Genomic DNA, 13,524 nt, shown 5'->3' with positions numbered 1-13,524 from the left:
TGGGCCGGGCCGGGCCGATCCGGGTGGGCAGCCCTGTGGTCCGGGCCGGTGCCGCTGCTCAGCCCGCGTGGCTCAGCGCCTGCAGGTCGCGGCCCTCCGCGTAGGCCAGCGCCTCCTTGGGCAGCGCTTCCTCCCGGCCGCCCAGCAGCACCGTGAGCCGCCCGCGCGCCTCGGACGCGGCCTGAGGGCCCTCACCGATCCGGCGCAGCGCCTGTGCGGCGACGGCGCCCGCGCTGCTGTGCAGGACGAGCGTTTCGGCGTCCGGCTGCTGCACCGCGGCGCGGATACGCTCCGCGACCAGCTCGTAATGGGTGCAGCCCAGGACGACGGCCCTTACATCACGGGGAGTGAGGGCGGCCGCGGCCTCGATGGCCCGGTCGATGCCCTCCTCGTCGGCCCACTGCACCGCGTCGGCGAGGCCGGGGCAGGGCACCTCGGTGACCTGGGCGCCGCCCCCGAAGTCCCGGATCAGCGTCTGCTGGTAGGGGCTTCCGGTGGTCGCGGGCGTGGCCCAGATGGCGACCGGGCCACCGGCCGCGGCGGCGGGCTTGATCGCGGGGACGGTGCCGATGACGGGGATCCGCGGTTCGAGCCGCGCGCGCACCGCGGGCAGCGCGTGCACGGACGCGGTGTTGCAGGCGATGATCAGCGCGTCCGGGCCCTGCGCGGCGGCGGCCTCGGCGACGGCGAGCGCCCGCTCGGTGACGTCCTCGGGGGTACGCGGCCCCCACGGCATGGTCTCCGGGGCGGAGGAGAGCACGAGGTCCGCATCGGGGCGCAGGCGCCGTACCGCGGCGGCGGCCGCGAGCAGTCCGATTCCCGAGTCCATCAGCGCGATCTTCACCCGGAAACCATAGACGATCGGTCCGACAATGCCCCTGCCGGTGGGGTCCGGTGGGGCAGACTGCGGCGGATGGACGTCGTTGTGTGGATCACCGCGGCTTCGCTCGCCGCATGGCTGTGGCTCCTGCTGTGCCAGGGCTTCTTCTGGCGTACGGACCTGCGTCTGCCGCCGCGCACCGAGCCGGGGAGCTGGCCGGACGTGTGCGTGGTGGTGCCGGCCCGCGACGAGGCGGAGGTGCTGCCGGACAGCCTGCCGTCCCTGCTGGCCCAGGACTATCCGGGGCGGGCGGAGATCTTCCTGGTGGACGACGGCAGTTCGGACGGTACGGGCGAGGTCGCACGGACGCTGTCGGAGCGGTTCGGCGGACTACCCCTCACCGTCGACTCACCGGGCGAGCCGCCCGCGGGCTGGACCGGGAAGCTGTGGGCGGTGCGGCACGGCATCGGCCTGGCACGCGCGCGTGCCCCCGAGTTCCTGCTGCTGACCGACGCCGACATCGCGCACGAGCCGGACAGCCTGCGCGAGTTGGTGGCGGCGGCGCGCACGGGCGGCTTCGACCTGGTGTCGCAGATGGCGCGGCTGCGGGTGGAGAGCGTGTGGGAGCGGCTGGTCGTGCCCGCGTTCGTGTACTTCTTCGCGCAGCTCTACCCGTTCCGGTGGATCGCGCGGCAGGGCGCGCGCACGGCCGCGGCGGCGGGCGGCTGCGTCCTGCTGCGCACCGAGGCGGCCGAGCGGGCGCGGATCCCGGACGCGATCCGGCAGGCGGTCATCGACGACGTGTCGCTCGCGCGGGCCGTGAAGCGGTCGGGCGGGCGCATCTGGCTGGGCCTGGCCGAGCGCGTCGACAGCGTGCGGCCGTATCCGCGTCTGGCCGATCTGTGGCACATGGTGTCGCGCAGCGCGTACGCGCAACTGCGGCACAACCCGCTGGTGCTGCTCGCCACGGTGTTGGGCCTCGCCCTGGTCTACCTGGTGCCGCCGGTAGCGCTGATCGTCGGTCTGGCCCTGGGCAGCGCGCCGACCGTGCTGCTCGGAGCGCTCGCCTGGGCGGTGATGGCGGGAACGTACGTCCCCATACTGCGCTACTACCGGCAGACGCTGTGGCTGGCGCCGTTGCTGCCGTTCACCGCGCTGCTGTACCTCCTGATGACGGTGGATTCCGCCGTGCAGCACTACAGGGGGCGGGGCGCGGCCTGGAAGGGGCGCACGTACGCCGCGCCCGAGCGGGGGTGAACGGCTCGCCGCGGCACGCCACTTGCGGCCCCGCGTCCAGTTCATGACGTACCGCCCTGCTTCGCCAGGGAGACGGTGGGAGAGGCCTTCGTGAGTCCTGGCCCACGGCCCGGAACTTCCAGGCTTCCTGACGACGGTACAGTTCACCGAGGACGAAGGCTGTCTCCACCGTCGCGTCCGCGCTTTCGTAGCGGGCGAGTTCGGACCCGTCCGCTGCGTCGACGTCGGGTACACCGGGGCCTGAACGCCGGCCCAATTCGATGCGTACGGCCGAAGCCGGTCCCCCGACATTCACTCCTTTAGGCATTGTCATGTCCGCCCCAAACACCCGCCCCCCGGGGTTACCGGCCAACATATTCCCTGGAGCCTTCGGACCTCCAGAGGCCGGTTCGAAGATCACTGGCCAACCGCCGGTAACCCCCTGAAATCTTGGGCCCTACAGGAAAACCGCCCCGGGCGACGACCGTTTTCCCCAAGTTCGCTCGCATTGAGGACGCGCGGTCACACACGACACGCAAAAGAACCCTCTTATCGGTCTACCCCAACGACCACATCGTGGGCTTAACTTATGTGTCATGACCTCCCCCCGCTCCACATATGGCGGCGGTTACTACTCCGCGCCGTCCTTCCCGGACACTCCGATCTACGACTCACTCGTCGCGGAACGGGGTACGCCGCAGATCGCCCCGATCCGGGTCCCCTCCGCGTACGACAGCAACAGCCACCTGCCGGCGCTGCCTGCCGCGCTGCCCGCCCTGCCCTCGGCGCACTCCGCGCCCGCGCCGCAGTACGGCTATCCGCATCAGCAGAGCGCCCCGATGCAGGCGGCTCCGGCCGCGTACATCCCGCAGCAGGCGAGCGCCCCGCGCGGCTATCCGGGCCAGCAGGCCCAGCAGCCGCAGCGCCCCGCGCCGGGCCCCGCGACCGGCTACGAGGCGATGCGCCCGGCCACACCGCGGCCCGCCCCCGCGCCGTACGAGGATCCGTACAACCGCCAGCAGTACCGCGGTTACTGACTCAACACGGCCGGAACGCCCCGGCCCACCACAGCAGCCACGGACGATGTCCGTGGCTGCTGGCACAATCACCGGCATGTCGCAGCCAGCACTCAGTTCGATCCATGTCCACCCGCTCAAGGCGGTCCGGGGGCACGCTCCGCGCGAGGCCGTCGTGGAGCCGTGGGGCCTTGCCGGAGACCGGCGTTGGGTGCTGGTGGGCACGGACGACAAGATCGTCACCCAACGGCCGCACCCGCGCCTGGCATTGGCCGCCGCCGAGCAGTTGCCCGGCGGCGGCGTTCGCGTGTCGGCCCCCGGGATGGACCCGCTGACCGTCGCGGTGCCCGAGCCGCAGGAGACGACCACGATCGAGGTCTGGTCGGACAAGGTCGAGGCGGTCCCCGCCGACCGCACGGCCCACGCGTGGTGGAGCGCGTACCTCGGCACCGGGATACGCCTGATGCACCTGGACGACCCGGCGACCAGACGCCCCATCGACCCGGAGTACGCGCGCCCGGGCGAGACGGTGAGTTTCGCCGACGGTTACCCGCTGCTCCTGACGACGCTCTCCTCGCTCGACGCCCTCAACTCCTTGATCGCTCAGGGTGACCACGCCGACGAGGGCCCGCTGCCCATGAACCGGTTCCGGCCGAATGTCGTGGTCGCCGGCACGCCTCCGTGGGCGGAGGACGACTGGTCGCGCATCGCGATCGGCGGGGTCCCGTTCCGCGTCGCCAAGAAGAGCGGCCGCTGCGTGGTCACGACGACGAACCAGCAGACCGCGGAGCGTGGCAAGGAGCCCTTGCGCACGCTGGCCCGGCACCGCCGGTTCGGCGACCAGCTGTGCTTCGGCACGAACCTGGTACCCGAATCGACGGGCACCATGCGTATCGGTGATCCCTTGACCATCCTCGAATAACCGTCACCCGGTCGGGGAACCCGGCGCCGCGGCATGCTCGTTGAGAGACAATGGCAGTGTCGGAAGCGTCGGTGGGCAGGGGCGAGCAAGCCAGGTGACGTCGCTCTCTCTTCTCTCCTCCGGCATGCGGGCGCTGCCGTTCGGGGTTATGACAGACCCGGAAGGGGGTGCAGACCGTGCGAGCGTTGATCGGGCTCTGGCGCTGGCGCCACAATCCGGTGTGCCGCGGGACCGACCTGGCAGAGGCCTGGGTCGCCCTGGTCGCACTGTTCCTCATCGTCGTCGCCGCGCCGGTGGTCGGCGTGATCGCGGGATCCGTGTCGCGTGACGCTCTGTACCGCTCCGTGGAGGAGCAGCGCAGTATGCGTCACGAGGTGACGGCGACCGTGGTGCACAAGGTGGCACAGCCGCCGCTGGACCCCGACCCGGAGACCTCCACGGCGCGTGACGCACACACCCGTGTGGTGGCGACCTGGAAGGCGCCGGACGGCACCGTCCGGCAGGACCGCGTCGTCGCCGCGCTCACGACGCCGCACCGCGGCGACAAGTTCTCCGTATGGACGGACGACGAGGGCCGCGCCGTCGGCCGGCCCCTCGACCGGCCCACCGCCGCCACGCACGCGGCGCTCGCCGGATTCGGTGCGGCCGTCGCCGTCGTCGGCCTGGTGGAAGGCGGTCGGCGCCTGGTCCTGTGGCGCATGATGCGCCGTCGGTACGCGCGCTGGGACAGCGCCTGGGACATCGCCGGACCCGACTGGGGCCGGACCGGCACGGGCAGCTGACCGCGCTCCACAGGCTCGCGGCTCTGGTCAACTCCCGTGCTCCGCGCACGCTACGGTGGAGCCACCTTTTGGCAGGCAGAGCGCAGGAGAAAGCCAGGAACGGTGCCCCGCGAGGCGCGCCCACTTCCTGCGTACGACGAGGTGGGGGCAGATCAGCGCCATGGCACAGGGCTCGGTCCAGGTGACGCACGCCGGTACTTCGCGGTGGCGGCGCCGCACGGGTGAGTACGCGTCACTCGCGGCCGCCCTGGAGGCGGCGACCGACGGGGACGTGCTGACCGTCGCCCCCGGTACGTACCGCGAGAACCTGGTGCTGCGGCGCGCGATCACGCTGCGTGGCCCCGAGGGCTCCCCCGGTTCCGTGCGGATCGCCCCCGCGGACGGCGTCCCCGTGACCGTACGGGCCTCCGCGACCGTCCGTGACCTGCACGTCGAGGGGCAGGACGCGGCGGCGCCCGCGCTGCTCGTCGAGGAGGGCGCCCCGGAGATCGTCGGCGTCCGCGTGGTGACCCGGTCCGCGACCGGCGTCGAGGTGCGCGGCGGCGCCCGGCCCACGGTCCGCCGGTGCACCGTCGACAACCCCGGCGGCATCGGCATCGCCGTGCTCGACGGCGGGGGCGGCGTGTTCGAGGAGTGCGAGGTCGTCGCCGCCGGACAGGCGGGCGTCGCGGTGCGCGGCGGCGCGCACCCGCGGCTCGAGCGCTGCCGCGTGCACCACACGTCGGGCGCGGGCCTGTCCGCGTCCGGTGAGCACACCGGCCTGGAGGCCGTGGGCTGCGAGGTGTACGAGGTCAAGGGTTCCGGTGTGCAGATCACCGGGCGGGCCGCCGCACACCTGACCGACTGCGATGTGCACCGCACCACGGGGGACGGCGTCACGCTCGACACGGACGCCGTGCTCACCCTCGCCGACTGCCGCGTGCACGACGTTCCGGAGAACGCGATCGACCTGCGCTCCCGGTCGGTGCTCACGCTGACGCGCTCGACCGTCCGCCAGTTCGGGCGCAACGGCCTGTCGGTGTGGGATCCCGGCACGCGCGTGGACGCCAACCAGTGCGAGATCCACGACAGTACGGGCGACTATCCGGCCGTCTGGGTCAGCGACGGCGCGACGGCCGTGCTCGAGTCCTGCCGGGTGCACGACGTGCCGGACGCGCTGTTCGTGCTCGACCGCGGCTCGCGCGTGGACGTCGTGGACAGCGACCTCTCCCAAGTGCGCAACACGGCCGTGTCGGTGAGCGACGGGGCGACCGCCCAGCTCGACGACTGCCGCATCCGCGAGGCCGCGACGGGCGCCTGGTTCCGCGACCACGGCAGCGGCGGGACGCTCGCCAACTGCACCGTGGACGCGACGCAGACCGGCGTGATCGTCACGAAGGGCGCGGACCCCACCATCGAGCGCTGCACGGTCACCTCGCCCGCCGAGGCCGGCTTCTACGTGTCCGCGGGCGGCCGGGGCAGCTTCCACGGCTGCCGGGTCGCGGACAGCGGCGGCTTCGGCTTCCACGTCATCGACGGCTGCCGTACGAGCCTCAAGAAGTGCCGGACGGAGCGGTGTTCGCGCGGCGGCTACGAGTTCGCCGAGGACGGGCCGCTGATCGAGGACTGCACGAGCGACGAGAGCGGCGGCGTGCGCGCCGGGGCGACGGCGGCCCCTCAGGCGGCGGCGCAGGCGACCGTGCAGACCGCGACGCAGACCGTCGGCCTGCTCAGCGCGGTGCCCGACCAGCGGCCCGTGGCGGCCCCTCAGGCGCCCGAGAAGGAGTCCCGCACCTCCAAGCTCGTGCTCGGCGAACTCGACGCTCTGGTGGGCCTGGAGAGCGTCAAGCGCGAGGTGCGCGCGCTCACCGACATGATCGAGGTGGGCCGCAGGCGCCAGGAGGCGGGCCTCAAGGCGGCCTCCGTGCGGCGGCACTTGGTGTTCACGGGCTCCCCGGGCACCGGCAAGACGACGGTGGCGCGGCTGTACGGCGAGATCCTCGCGACGCTCGGCGTCCTCGGCCAGGGGCACCTCGTGGAGGTGTCGCGTGTGGATCTGGTCGGCGAGCACATCGGCTCCACCGCGATCCGCACCCAGGAGGCCTTCCAGCGGGCCCACGGCGGCGTCCTGTTCATCGACGAGGCGTACGCCCTGTCCCCCGAGGACTCCGGGCGTGACTTCGGCCGCGAGGCGATCGACACGCTCGTGAAGCTCATGGAGGACCACCGCGACGAGGTCGTCGTGATCGTCGCGGGCTACACCGCGGAGATGGAGCGCTTCCTGTCCACCAACCCCGGTGTGGCGTCCCGCTTCTCACGGACCATCACGTTCTCCGACTACGTGCCCGAGGAGCTGCTGCGCATCGTGGAGCAGCAGGCCGACGAGCACGAGTACCGACTCGCCGACGGGACGCCGGAAGCACTGCTCAAGTACTTCACGGCGCTCCCGAAGGGGCCCGCGTTCGGCAACGGCCGCACCGCGCGACAGACGTTCGAGTCGATGGTGGAGCGGCACGCCGGCCGGGTCGCCCAGCTCGACGCCCTGGACACCGACGCGCTCACGCTCCTCTACCCGGAGGACCTGCCGGAGCTGCCCTGAACCTCGGCCCGCCCCGGGTCTCCCTCGGGTCGCTGCTGCGGCACGCCCTGCTTGAGGCGGGCGAGCAGCCGGGCACGCTCCTCGGCGAAGACCGGGTCGGCCTGGTAGTCGCTGTGACCCAGGATCGGTGCGGGCAGCGGGTGTTCGGCGGTGCGCCCGTACGCGAGCGGGTCCAGGAGCGCCTCGTGGTCGACCTGGGGGCCGCATTCGCCGGACAGCTTGATGGGCCCGCCGATGGGGTCGGTCTCGCGGTGCAGATTGCGCCAGCAGTCGACCTGGCGGTGCAGTGAGGCCAGTGCCTCGGGGCCGAACTGGGCCGGGAACCAGCGCCCGTACAGCCGCTCGAGGGGCGATCCGTAGGTGAGCAGTCCGACGCGCTTCCTTACGGAGGGGTGCAGTTGCCAGGCGGCCGCGGCCGCGAGGACGCTGCCCTGGGAGTGCCCCGACAGGATGAGCCGGCCGCCGGTGGCCTGCGTCCAGGTGGCCATCCGCCAGGTCAGGTCGGGGACGGCGCGCTCGGCGTAGCAAGGGGGCGCGAAGGGGTGCGCGGCGCGCGGCCAGAAGGTGCCCACGTCCCACAGGATGCCGATGGTGCGGCGTGCGGAGGCGTCCTTGTAGGCGCGGCGTCCCCAGGTGACGAAGAGTATGAAGCCCAGGCCGATGAGCCAGGAGCCCAGCGCCTGCGCGGTCTGTGCCGCCCCCTCCACGATCGCGTACGAGCCCCGGAACGCCGTCGCCGGCACCTTCCCGGTGGTCCAGGCCCCGACCACGGCGAGTGCGCCGAGCAGCAGCGTCACCGAGGAGACGACGCCGATCATCACCGGTGCCTTGTCGGTGAGGGCGGCACGCGCGCGTGTGCCCGCGATGCGTGCCGTGCGGTGCGCGTCCGGGGGTTCGGCGGTGTCGCCCGGCTTGGCGTCGAGGTCGTACTCGGCCGCCACCTGCGCCGTCTCGCGCTTCTTGATACGGGCCGTGCGCAGGGCCAGTGCCCCGCCCAGGACGGCGAGCACGATCAGCAGTGGCGGGATGACGGAGGCCTGCCAGGACAGCAGCACCGGCGGGCCCTTGATCAGGCCGCTGGTGCCGTCCAGCCAGTCGGCCACGCGCTGCGCCACGCCACCGGTCATCACGCCGCCCAGCGCGCACGCGAGCATCGCGGTCGCCGGACCGCCGAGGCCCCGCAGCGCGGTGCGCGGGTCGCGGGCCGTTCGGTAGATGGCGTGCGCGACACAGGCCAGGGCGAGCACGAGCGCGCCCTGGACGAGGGCGATGCCGCCGAAGCTCAGGTCTCCGGGCAGCCGCCCGCCGGACTGCCAGCCGGGGCGCGACCACGCGGCGTACACCATGGTCACGACGAGCAACGCCAGCGCCCCGTAGGGCAGGACGCGCACCACCGTGCGGTCCAGGGTGTCGTCGACGCGGCTCTCGCTGCGGCCGCGGTGCACGACGACACCGATGACGGCGAGCGTGCCGAGGACCAGCGCGCCGACGATCACCCAGCCAAGGACCGCGAGCAGGGCGGGCCCGCCGGGTGCCCGGTCGAAGCGGGCCGCGGACGTGCCGACGGCCGCGGCGACCGTGAGCAGCGCGGCCGCGGTGTGCGCGGAGCGCAGCCGGGCCACCAGGCGGCGTCCGTACCAGAAGCCGGGCCGGCCAAGGGCGTTGTCGATCTCGCCGTCGGTGGGCTCGGGCATGTGTGGCAGCGGGCGCTGCGTCTCGTACGCGCTCCAGGTGCGGTGCGAGAGGTACCAGAGCAGGATCGCCAGGGCGCTCGGGACGAGCGAGGCGAGCGCGAGACGGCGGCCGGGCTGGCTCCACCAGCCGTCGGCAAGGAAGCCCAGCCAGGAGTGCCGCGCGGCGCAGGCCGATGTGCCCGCGCACTGCCAGGCCGCCAGGTCGAGGGCGACCTCGCAGGCGGCGCCGACCAGCAGCACTGTCAGGGTGAGCGAGAGGAGGCGCACGAGCAGGCCGTACAGCCGTACGGTGCGCGTCCAGCGGCGGGCGTTGGGGCGCATCCAGTGCGACAGGTTCACCACCATGAAGGGCAGCAGCAACAGCCACAGCGCCCGCGAACCGTTGCCCGAAGTGAGGTTGCACCACACGTACGCCTCGGGGACGGGCTTGCCCCGGTAGTCGTCGGGGCGTGTCTCCGCGTCGGCGTCCTCGCCCCGCCGGAAGACGGCCGCCGTGTCGTCGCCCGACACCCGTACCGGTTTCGGGTCGTCGAGCATCTCTTGCGGAGTGGTGCCGCCGACTCCGTGGACGAGGAGTTCCAGGGCGGTCTCGTCCGTGGCCGTGGACGGCTTCGCGGATGATGTCGGTGCCGGTTCCGCCGCGGTGCCGTGCTGTTGTTCGTGCTCGTGCGTCGTGCTCATGTGTCCCCCGTTTCTGAACACGACCAGGATCCCGGCCCGGCGCCCCCTCGGGCACCCCCCGTCACGGAATCTCCCCGAGGTGCCCCGCCCCATTCACCCCGTCTCGCACCGCCCCGGCGCAGGTCGGCAGCGCGGGCGGTGGTCCCGGTGTCGGTGGCGCGTGCGAGGATGACGAGAAAGCGCTGGCCGGTACGGCGGTGGTGGCAGGCGGGACGAGCCGAAGGGATTCGACGGACGTGAGCGAGAATCAGAACCTCCTCGCGGAGCAGCGCCGCGCCCTGATCATCGACGAGGTCCGTCGGCGCGGCGGCGTCCGGGTCAACGAGCTGACCAGGAAGCTCGGTGTCTCCGACATGACGGTCCGGCGCGACCTCGACGCGCTCGCCCGGCAAGGTGTCGTGGAGAAGGTGCACGGCGGCGCGGTCCCGGTCGTCGAGGCGAGCACGCACGAGCCCGGCTTCGAGGCCAAGTCGGGCCTGGAGCTGACCGCCAAGGAGGACATCGCGCGCGCCGCGGCGCCGCTGGCCGCGCCCGGCACGGCGATCGCGCTCTCCGGTGGTACGACGACGTTCGCGCTGGCCCAGCAGCTGCTCGACGTCCCGGAACTCACGGTGGTGACCAACTCGGTGCGGGTGGCCGATGTGTTCCACGCGTCGCAGCGCGGCGCGGCGTCCCGGCAGGGCGCGGCGACGGTGGTCCTGACCGGTGGTGTGCGCACGCCCTCGGACTCCCTGGTGGGGCCCGTCGCCGACCAGGCGATCGCGGCGCTCCATTTCGACGTGCTGTTCCTCGGGGTGCACGGCATAAGCCCGGAGGCGGGCCTGTCCACGCCGAACCTGGCGGAGGCGGAGACCAATCGGCGGCTCGTGCAGTCCGCGCGGCGGGTCGTCGTGGTGGCCGACCACACCAAGTGGGGGACGGTGGGGCTGAGTTCGTTCGCCTCGCTCGACCAGGTGGACACGTTGGTGACGGACGGCGGGCTGCAGGTCGAGGCGCGGGCGGAGGTCGCCGAGCACATGCGGCTCGTGGTGGCCGGGGAGCCCGAGGAGCCCGAGGACGGTGCAGACATCTGACGGTGTGCCAGTTATGGTGGCCGGGACCGGCCGACTGGAGCACCACGACGTCAACTCACCTATGAGCGAAGCCCGTTGACCACACCGGGCGCCGCGTACGCCGATTCAACCTTGGGGGCTGAACCTTCATGGCACGCCGACTTCTCCCCGTCGAGCTCGACTTCGTCGACACCGCACCGTTGCGGCTCGTGTTCGCCCGTGAGGTGTCGGCGTCGCCGGACGCCGTGTACCGGGCACTCGCCGAGGACGTCGTCGGGTGGCCGCAGTGGTTCTCCGCGGTGACGCTGGCGCGGCCGATGGACGGCGGGGCGCGGCGAGAAGTCCGACTCAAGGGCGGGACGCGATTCCTGGAGACGATCATCGCCGCGGAGCCGGGCGAGGTGTACGCGTACCGGGTCGACGAGACGAATGTGCCGGGGCTCCGGGCGATGGTCGAGGAGTGGCGGGTCGAGGGGACTCCCAGTGGGGGGACCCGGGTGCGGTGGACGTTCGCCGTGGACGCGCCTGCCGGGGTGCGGGCCGGGATGAAGGTCGGGCGGGCCGGGATGGGGCGGGCGTTCCGGGGTGCCGTTGAAGCGCTCGACCGGCGGCTGGCCGCTGCGCGGGCTTGAGCCGTGCGCGATCGTCGCGCCGCGGCGTGGTGGACGTCTCGGGGCTCCGCCCCCGGACCCCGCTGCTCAATCGCCGCAGGGGCTTGAATACCCGAGGCGCCTGCGTGCCCAGTCCGCCCGGACGATCAAGCCGCGGGCCACTCCCCCGTCTCCAGCAGGCGCGCGATGGTCTGCGCGTACGGTGTGATGTCCAGGCCCTGCTCCGCGAGCCACGCATCCGAGTAGTACTTGTCCAGGTAGCGCTCGCCCGGGTCGCACAGGAGCGTGACCACGCTGCCCTTGCGGCCCTCCGCCACCATCTCCGCGACGATCTTGAGGGCGCTCCACAGTCCCGTACCCGTCGACCCGCCCGCCCTGCGGCCGATGGCCGACTCCAGGGCGCGGACCGCCGCGACGCTCGCCGCGTCGGGGACCTTCATCATGCGGTCGATGGCACCGGGCACGAAGCTCGGCTCCATGCGGGGGCGGCCGATGCCCTCGATGCGGGAGCCGCAGTCGCTCGTCGCGTCCGGGTTGTCGGTCGTCCAGCCCTCGAAGAAGCAGGAGTTCTCGGGGTCCGCGACGCAGATGCGGGTGTCGTGCTGCATGTAGTGGACGTAGCGCGCGAGTGTCGCCGAGGTGCCGCCGGTGCCGGCCGTGGCGACGATCCAGGCGGGCTCCGGGTAGCGCTCCAGGGCCAGTTGGCGATAGATCGACTCGGCGATGTTGTTGTTTCCGCGCCAGTCCGTGGCCCGCTCGGCGTAGGTGAACTGGTCCATGTAGTGGCCGCCGGTGCGGGACGCGAGGGCCGCGGACTCCGCGTACATGGTGCGGGGGTCGTCGACGAAGTGGCACCGGCCGCCGTGGAATTCGATCAGTCGGCACTTCTCGGCGCTGGTCGTACGCGGCATCACCGCGATGAAGGGGACCCCGATCAGCTTCGCGAAGTACGCCTCCGAGACCGCCGTCGAACCGCTCGACGCCTCGATGACGGGGCGGTCGGGACGGATCCAGCCATTGCACAGGCCGTAGAGGAAGAGCGAGCGGGCCAGGCGGTGCTTGAGGCTGCCCGTGGGGTGGGTCGACTCGTCCTTGAGGTAGAGGTCGATGCCCCACTGCTCGGGGAGCGGGAACAGCAGCAGGTGCGTGTCGGCCGAGCGGTTGTTGTCCGCCTGCACCTTGCGTACCGCCTCTTTGAGCCACTCACGGTAGCCGGGGTCCGTGTGGTCGACGTCGAGCGTCGGCAGGGGGCCGGACGCCGCGCCCTCGCCCGTGGGCCGACCTTGTTCCGTGGTGCTCACCGCTTGGCTCCTTCGCGTCGTGTCCGGGCGTCGCTTCGCGCGCCGGATCCAAGGCGCCGACGGTGGGCCGGACACCCCGATCATAAGCACCTTGCGCACGCTTCTCACCTGCATAAATGCATCTTTGAGCGTCTCAAAGGAACGCCTGGGAAGGCGGCGGAACACGCGCACGGCACGCAGGGAAGATCCGGGAACGTGCGTGCGGGGGCGCGCGCCGAAGCTGCCCCCAGTGCTTCACAGCGCGTCCACATGTGCACTGGTGCTCCTGGCCAGGTGCGTGCAGACTGCACCGCAGACACGCACTCGAGGGGGCGAAACAGCATGGCGGAGCCGGAGTTCACGGCGACGGGCGTGCGCATCGGCCGGCGCCTGCGGTCCCTGACCCGCGCGGGACAGGTCCGGATCACGGGCGGCAGGCTGGAGCTGCTCACGAGCTACGGGAGCGAGATCGACAGCGCCCCACTGGGTGAAGTGCGCGCGGGCAGGCCATGGTTCGGCGCCGAGGACCGGGCGATGGCCGACGTGGACGGGCGGCGCTATCTGCTGCGCCTCGGCGGCAGGAGCGGCGACGCGGAACCGCCCATGGCCCGCCGGTTCATCGAGGCCGTGCGGGCCGCCACCCCACGGACCGGATAGCGCCCCGCCCCGCAGCGGACAGCCGGCGAAGTTGCACGCCAACGCCCCCTGGGTCACGCTGGTCACACATCACTACTCAGGGTTTACCGGCGATAACGCTGCGAACCAGCCCGCCGGACACGGAACGGGCAGTTCTGTCGCAGCGCGGTCGCACCGCTCGATCCGTTTTCGTCTTCTTCCGGACTCACTTTCGGG

The 13,524-nt window shown here is 72.4% G+C and carries 12 protein-coding genes; 8 read left to right on the top strand and 4 right to left on the bottom strand.

The features are described 5' to 3' along the window. Positions 1-58 precede the first annotated feature (58 nt). Positions 59-844 carry a glutamate racemase gene (locus ACFV9W_RS25670; RefSeq protein ID WP_385764847.1) on the bottom strand — a complete coding sequence of 262 codons (786 nt, stop codon included), beginning with the start codon at positions 842-844 and terminating at the stop codon, positions 59-61. A gap of 69 nt (positions 845-913) precedes the next feature. Between ACFV9W_RS25670 and ACFV9W_RS25665 the strand changes: the two genes are divergently transcribed. Continuing rightward, entirely contained in the window at positions 914-2,077 is a 1,164-nt protein-coding gene (locus tag ACFV9W_RS25665) for a glycosyltransferase (protein WP_385764845.1), read from the top strand. Here ACFV9W_RS25665 and ACFV9W_RS25660 read toward each other — a convergent pair. After that, positions 1,968-2,384: a TerD family protein gene (locus ACFV9W_RS25660; RefSeq protein WP_385764924.1), complete on the bottom strand. Its 417-nt coding sequence runs from the start codon at positions 2,382-2,384 to the stop codon at positions 1,968-1,970. The two genes, ACFV9W_RS25665 and ACFV9W_RS25660, sit on opposite strands and share 110 nt — an antisense overlap. Before the next feature lie 268 nt (positions 2,385-2,652). Between ACFV9W_RS25660 and ACFV9W_RS25655 the strand changes: the two genes are divergently transcribed. From ACFV9W_RS25655 to ACFV9W_RS25640, 4 genes are all read left to right on the top strand, one after another. Further along, positions 2,653-3,093 carry a DUF6643 family protein gene (locus tag ACFV9W_RS25655; protein WP_385764843.1) on the top strand — a complete coding sequence of 147 codons (441 nt, stop codon included), beginning with the start codon at positions 2,653-2,655 and terminating at the stop codon, positions 3,091-3,093. Between the two features lie 76 nt (positions 3,094-3,169). Beyond that, a complete protein-coding gene (locus ACFV9W_RS25650; protein ID WP_385764841.1) occupies positions 3,170-3,994 on the top strand; it encodes an MOSC domain-containing protein in 825 nt (274 codons plus the stop codon). Positions 3,995-4,170: 176 nt separating this feature from the next. After that, positions 4,171-4,776: a hypothetical protein gene (locus tag ACFV9W_RS25645; protein ID WP_385764839.1), complete on the top strand. Its 606-nt coding sequence runs from the start codon at positions 4,171-4,173 to the stop codon at positions 4,774-4,776. 160 nt (positions 4,777-4,936) lie between these two features. Continuing rightward, positions 4,937-7,354, top strand: a complete 2,418-nt coding sequence (locus ACFV9W_RS25640; protein WP_385764837.1) for a right-handed parallel beta-helix repeat-containing protein — start codon at positions 4,937-4,939, stop codon at positions 7,352-7,354. On the opposite strand, the gene ACFV9W_RS25635 is transcribed toward ACFV9W_RS25640, so the two are convergent. Continuing rightward, the gene (locus ACFV9W_RS25635; protein WP_385764835.1) at positions 7,324-9,729 is read right to left on the bottom strand and encodes a hypothetical protein; all 2,406 of its coding nucleotides are present in this window, start codon (positions 9,727-9,729) and stop codon (positions 7,324-7,326) included. The genes ACFV9W_RS25640 and ACFV9W_RS25635 overlap by 31 nt on opposite strands. 236 nt (positions 9,730-9,965) lie before the next feature. On the opposite strand from ACFV9W_RS25635, the gene ACFV9W_RS25630 reads away from it, so the two are divergent. Then, entirely contained in the window at positions 9,966-10,802 is an 837-nt protein-coding gene (locus ACFV9W_RS25630) for a DeoR/GlpR family DNA-binding transcription regulator (protein ID WP_385764833.1), read from the top strand. A gap of 128 nt (positions 10,803-10,930) precedes the next feature. Beyond that, complete coding sequence (locus tag ACFV9W_RS25625) at positions 10,931-11,413, top strand: SRPBCC family protein (RefSeq protein ID WP_385764831.1); 483 nt, start codon at positions 10,931-10,933, stop codon at positions 11,411-11,413. A gap of 125 nt (positions 11,414-11,538) precedes the next feature. On the opposite strand, the gene ACFV9W_RS25620 is transcribed toward ACFV9W_RS25625, so the two are convergent. Further along, positions 11,539-12,693 carry a PLP-dependent cysteine synthase family protein gene (locus ACFV9W_RS25620; RefSeq protein ID WP_385764829.1) on the bottom strand — a complete coding sequence of 385 codons (1,155 nt, stop codon included), beginning with the start codon at positions 12,691-12,693 and terminating at the stop codon, positions 11,539-11,541. A gap of 321 nt (positions 12,694-13,014) precedes the next feature. On the opposite strand from ACFV9W_RS25620, the gene ACFV9W_RS25615 reads away from it, so the two are divergent. Further along, positions 13,015-13,329 carry a hypothetical protein gene (locus ACFV9W_RS25615; protein WP_385764827.1) on the top strand — a complete coding sequence of 105 codons (315 nt, stop codon included), beginning with the start codon at positions 13,015-13,017 and terminating at the stop codon, positions 13,327-13,329. Positions 13,330-13,524 lie beyond the last annotated feature (195 nt).

Source organism: Streptomyces sp. NPDC059897, assembly GCF_042730865.1.
Taxonomy (GTDB): Bacteria; Actinomycetota; Actinomycetes; order Streptomycetales; family Streptomycetaceae; genus Streptomyces.
The sequence above is the reverse complement of the archived record's forward strand: the minus strand, read 5'-3'. Positions and strand labels throughout refer to the sequence as shown.